This is a genomic window from Saccharomonospora iraqiensis subsp. iraqiensis, assembly GCF_000430445.1.
GTDB classification, from domain to species: domain Bacteria; phylum Actinomycetota; class Actinomycetes; order Mycobacteriales; family Pseudonocardiaceae; genus Saccharomonospora; species Saccharomonospora iraqiensis.
The window spans coordinates 4,609-9,722 of the sequence record NZ_KE387118.1 but is presented as its reverse complement, the minus strand read 5'-3'; the positions used below and the strand labels follow the sequence as shown (position 1 = coordinate 9,722).

Annotated in this window: 4 protein-coding genes and 1 pseudogene; 3 read left to right on the top strand and 2 right to left on the bottom strand. The window is 70.4% G+C overall.

Going from position 1 to position 5,114, the window contains the following annotated elements:
• Positions 1-98: 98 nt before the first annotated feature.
• Positions 99-1,718: an alkaline phosphatase D family protein gene (locus ACTIR_RS0117495; RefSeq protein WP_026455251.1), complete on the bottom strand. Its 1,620-nt coding sequence runs from the start codon at positions 1,716-1,718 to the stop codon at positions 99-101.
• A 293-nt stretch (positions 1,719-2,011) separates the two neighbouring features.
• Here ACTIR_RS0117495 and groES point away from each other — a divergent pair, with 293 nt between their 5' ends.
• Together groES and groL are read left to right on the top strand one after the other, a co-directional pair.
• Positions 2,012-2,305, top strand: a complete 294-nt coding sequence (gene groES, locus ACTIR_RS0117490) for a co-chaperone GroES (protein WP_007026368.1) — start codon at positions 2,012-2,014, stop codon at positions 2,303-2,305.
• 201 nt (positions 2,306-2,506) lie between these two features.
• On the top strand, positions 2,507-4,111 hold the full coding sequence (gene groL, locus ACTIR_RS0117485; protein ID WP_026455250.1) for a chaperonin GroEL: 1,605 nt from the start codon (positions 2,507-2,509) through the stop codon (positions 4,109-4,111).
• Positions 4,112-4,295: 184 nt separating this feature from the next.
• On the opposite strand, the gene ACTIR_RS0117480 is transcribed toward groL, so the two are convergent.
• The gene (locus ACTIR_RS0117480; protein WP_007026370.1) at positions 4,296-4,598 is read right to left on the bottom strand and encodes a WhiB family transcriptional regulator; all 303 of its coding nucleotides are present in this window, start codon (positions 4,596-4,598) and stop codon (positions 4,296-4,298) included.
• A 297-nt stretch (positions 4,599-4,895) separates the two neighbouring features.
• On the opposite strand from ACTIR_RS0117480, the pseudogene ACTIR_RS27580 reads away from it, so the two are divergent.
• Positions 4,896-5,114: pseudogene (locus ACTIR_RS27580) on the top strand (hypothetical protein); the annotation flags it as partial.

The window sequence follows — 5,114 nt, the reverse complement described above, 5'->3', positions numbered from 1 at the left end:
GCTGGACCTCTCCGCCGACCCGGCCCTGCCGGTGAACACCGTCTCGGTGTAGCGGCCGGGCCGGGTGTGCGGGTCAGCGGTCACCCCGGGTGTGCGGGTCAGTGCGGGTGCCGTTCGATCAGCCCCGGCCGTCGGTCGGCGATCGCGAACGACGCGCGGGTGCGCGCCGGGGCACCCGGTTCGGTGACCCGGTCCAGCACCCGGAAGTCGGCCCGCAGCTGTCCGGGCGTGATGCGGGTGCGCACGTAGCCGCGCCGGGCGTTGAAGAACTTGATGTGCGGGTTGCGCCGCAGGTTCTCGTTGTCGCCGGGGTCGGAGTCGTAGCCGTCGCCGCCGGAGCTGATCGAGGTGGTGACCAGCTCCGTCCCGATGACCGGGCTGTCCGGGTCGGCGTAGTCGGCCTTGAGCTCGTTGGCCCAGTGGGTGTGCACGTCGCCGGTGAGCACCACCGGGTTGCGCACGCCCGCGTCGACCCAGCCCCGGCTGACGCGGTCCCGCGAACCCCGGTAGCCGTCCCAGGCGTCCATGCTCGTCGCCCCCGAGGCGTTGCGCCTGCGGGCGAAGAACACCTGCTGCCCCAGCAGGTCCCAGCGGGCGCGGGATTCGCGGAACCGCTCCAGCAGCCACGCCTCCTGCGCGTCACCGGTCAGGGTGCGTGCAGGGTCGGCGGCGTCCTCGCACACCTTCCAGCCGTCGCCGCAGGCCTGGTCGTCGCGGTACTGGCGGGTGTCGAGCATGTGGAAGTTCACCAGCGCACCCCACGCCACGGTGCGGTGCAGCCGGATGTGCGGGCCGCGCGGACGGTTGCGCCGCCGCAGCGGCATGTTCTCGTAGTAGGCCCGGAAGGCGTTGGCGCGGCGTTCGAGGAAGTCGGGTTGCGGCCGGTGCGGCTTCTCGGGCACGTCGGCCGCCCAGTTGTTGTCCACCTCGTGGTCGTCGGGCACGACGAGCCACGGCGCGGCCGCGTGGGCCGCGCGCAGGTCGGCGTCGGTGCGGTACTGCGCGTAGCGCTGCCGGTAGTTCGCCAGCGTCTCGGTCTCCGGCCCGCGGTGGTCGCGCACGTTGCCGTCGGGGGAGACGTAGGAGTCGCGCCGGTACTCGTAGAGGTAGTCGCCGAGGTGCAGCACGACGTCCGGCTCGTCCTCGGCCAGGCGGCGGTAGGCGGTGAAGAAGCCGTGCTCGAACTGCGAGCAGGAGGCGAAGCACATGGTCAGGCCGGCGCCGACGACCGCCGGCGCGGGGGCGGTGCGGGTGCGTCCCGCGGGGGAGACGTGCCGGCCGTGGCGGAAGCGGTAGAAGTACTCGCGGCCCGGCGCGAGGCCGGCGACCTCGGCGTGGACGGCGTACCCGGCGTCCGGCCCGGTCCACTCGTGCCCCCGGCGCACGACGTGCCGGAAGCGGTCGTCGAGGGCGACCTCCCAGTGGACCACGACGACGCGGCGGTTCATCCCGCCCAGTCCGTCCTCGGCGAGGGGGCGGGGGGCGAGCCGGGTCCACAGGACGACGCTGTGCTGGTCCGGTTCGCCGGAGGCGACCCCGAGGGTGAACGGGTCGGTGGTCGAGGGCTCGCCCGCGCCCTCGTGGGCGGCGGCCCGTGCGAGGGTCGGTACGCCCGGCGGCAGTGTGGTGCCGACGGCGGCGGCCCCCAGTGCGGCGCCCCCGGCGAGCACGCGACGACGGTTCGTTCCCCGGGGCTGGATCTCACCGGAAGCGGGCACGGTGTGTCTCCCAACGTGGTGTCGGTCACGGCCGGAACGGCGCCAGTGTCGCTCCGGCGAATGACCGGCCGCACTCGAAGGGATGATCCCGGGGTGAATGTTCGGTGCCGCCACCGGCGGTTCGGCACCGTGGGGACGGGGTACCCTAGGTTGCGCGGCTAGCACTCCGATCGCTAGAGTGCTAATCGCACACGGCACCGCACACGCCCCGGCACCCGCGACGGCGGGGTGGTAGGAGCCGTACCCAACTAGGTACCTGCCAACGCTTTCGACGACCCGTGGAGGTCAATCCGGTGAGCGTGAACATCAAGCCGCTCGAGGACAAGATCGTTGTCCAGAGGAGCGAGGCCGAGGAGACGACGGCTTCCGGCCTGGTCATCCCCGACACCGCGAAGGAAAAGCCCCAGGAGGGCAAGGTCCTGGCCGTGGGCCCGGGCCGCATCGACGACAAGGGCAACCGCATCCCGGTGGATGTCAAGGAAGGCGACGTCGTCATCTACTCCAAGTACGGCGGCACCGAGGTCACGTACAACGGCGACGAGTACCTGATCCTGTCCGCCCGCGACGTGCTGGCCGTCGTCAACTGACGACCCGCGCACACATCGACGCCCCGGGCCCCGCACCGAGCCGGGGTACCGGGGCGTTTCGCGCACCGCATCCGTTGCGGGAGTGCACCGCGTCTGTCGTGGGAGTGCGGGCGGGTGGGCCCGGCCCGGGGCATCCGGGACCGGCCGTGACCCCGCCGCGCAGGGACGTTCCCGCGGCAGCCTCACGCAGAGAGGTATTCCATGCCAAAGCAGATCAACTTTGACGAGGACGCTCGTCGGGCGCTGGAGCGCGGGGTCGACAAGCTCGCCGACGCGGTCAAGGTGACCCTGGGGCCGCGTGGGCGTCACGTCGTGCTGGACAAGAAGTTCGGCGGCCCCACGATCACGCTGGACGGCGTCACGGTCGCCCGGGAGATCGAACTGGAGGACCCGTTCGAGAACCTGGGCGCGCAGCTGGTCAAGAGCGTGGCCACGAAGACCAACGACGTCGCCGGGGACGGCACCACGACGGCCACCGTGCTGGCGCAGTCGTTGGTGTCGGTCGGCCTGCGCAACGTGGCCGCGGGTGCCAACCCCACCGCGCTGGGCAACGGCATCCAGGCCGCCGCCGACAAGGTGGTCGAGGTCCTCAAGGACAAGGCCACCCCGGTCAAGGGCCGCGACAACATCGCCCAGGTCGGCACCGTGACCTCGCGGGACGCCGACATCGGCGCCCTGCTCGGCGAGGCCGTCGAGAAGGTCGGCGAGGACGGCGTCATCACCGTGGAGGAGTCCTCCACGATGGCCACCGAACTGGACATCACCGAGGGTGTGCAGTTCGACAAGGGCTACCTGTCGGCCTACTTCGCGACCAACCCGGAGGAGCAGCGGGCGATCCTGGAGAACGCCTACGTGCTGCTGCACCGCGACAAGATCTCGTCGCTGCAGGAGCTGCTCCCGATGCTGGAGAAGGTCGCAGAGGAGAAGAAGCCGCTGGTCATCATCGCCGAGGACGTCGAGGGCGAGGCGCTGTCCACGCTGGTGGTCAACGCCGCGCGCAAGACGATCAACGCGGTGGCCGTGAAGGCACCGTTCTTCGGTGACCGCCGCAAGGCCTTCCTGGAGGACCTCGCCGTCGTGACCGGCGGCCAGGTCGTGTCCTCCGAGGTGGGCATGAAGCTGTCCGAGGTCGGGCTCGAGGTGCTCGGCAAGGCGCGCCGCATCGACATCACCAAGGACAACACCACGATCGTGGACGGTGCGGGCACCAAGGACGACATCAACGCGCGCATCGCCCAGATCCGCAAGGAGATCGAGAACACCGACTCCGACTGGGACCGCGAGAAGCTGCAGGAGCGCCTGGCGAAGCTGGGCGGCGGCGTCGCGGTGATCCGCGTGGGTGCGGCCACCGAGACGGAGCTGAACGAGCGCAAGCACCGGATCGAGGACGCCGTGGCCTCCACCAAGGCCGCCGTCGAGGAGGGCATCGTGCCCGGCGGCGGTTCGGCGCTGGTGCACGCCGCCAAGGAACTCGAGGGCAACCTCGGGCTGTCCGGCGACGAGGCCACCGGTGTGAAGATCGTGCGGGAGGCGCTGACCGCGCCGCTGTACTGGATCGCGAACAACTCGGGTCACGAGGGCGCGATCGTGGTCTCCAAGGTCAAGGAGCAGGGTTGGGGCCAGGGCCTCGACGTGGGCAGCGGTGACCTCACGGACCTGCCCGCCTCGGGCGTCGTGGACCCGGTCAAGGTGACCCGCTCCGCGGTGGCGAACGCCGCCTCGATCACCCGGCTCGTGCTCACCACGGAGAGCTCCGTGGTGGACAAGCCCGAGGAGGAGGACGAGGAGTCCGGCCACTCCCACTGACCGCACCGGGCGGACCCCCGGGTCCGCGCCGGATGCGCCGGGCGCCGCATCGTCCGGGCGAACGTCGAACGGGGCGGCACCCCCCAGGGGGTGCCGCCCCGTTCTGTGTTGTCGGGAAGGACGTACTCGCCCAGTTCGGCCTTCCCGACGACTCGTCGACCGTATCGACCTCGCCCGTGCCGTGTCAGCGAACCGTGAGACTCAGGGAACGTCGCTGGGAACGCAGGATGCTCTCGCGTTCCGACTCGGACAGCCCGCCCCAGATGCCGTAGGGTTCGTGTACGGCCAACGCGTGTTCCCGGCACATCTCCAGCACCGGACAGGTGTGGCAGATGGCCTTGGCCCGGGCCTCCCTCCGTGCCCGCGCCGGACCTCGTTCCCCGTCCGGGTGGAAGAAGGAACCGCTGTCCATCCCCCGACAGGCCCCCTCCAGCTGCCAGTCCCACACGTCGGCGTTCGGCCCGGGGAGTCTGCGCGTGTCTGCCATTCGTGACCGCCTCCGATATCCGGCACCACGCTGCCGGAATCTGCAGTTGTCGTAGTGCGGACTACTCCATTTGGTGCAACGCGCGTAACGCTAGAAGCCCAAACAACCGTTGTTCAAGGGCTGTGCCACATTTCCACCGATAGGTCTTACGCGCCCGTGTGATCGGTGACACATAGCCGAAAAATGGACTCGCCATTTCACTCTCGCGAGTCCTCAAGGGGTGTTCCAGTATTCCGAACGAAGGTTTCATCCTTACCCAGTGTGTAGTTGATCACTCGATCAGGGGATGATGACGTGGTGACTCTCGGGACACGGGCCCTTCGCGAGACCGCCTTCGGCGATCCGGACCGGGGTGTCCCGCCGTCGCCGTGCCCCGCCGGGGCCGACCCCACGACCGGATGGCTGAACGCCGTGGCACTCGGGGCGGAGGGGCGTTACGCGGCGGCGGCGAGCCTGCTCGAACCGCTCTGCCGGGGACGGGACCGGCTCGTCGCGGCCCTGGCGTGTGCGGCGCTG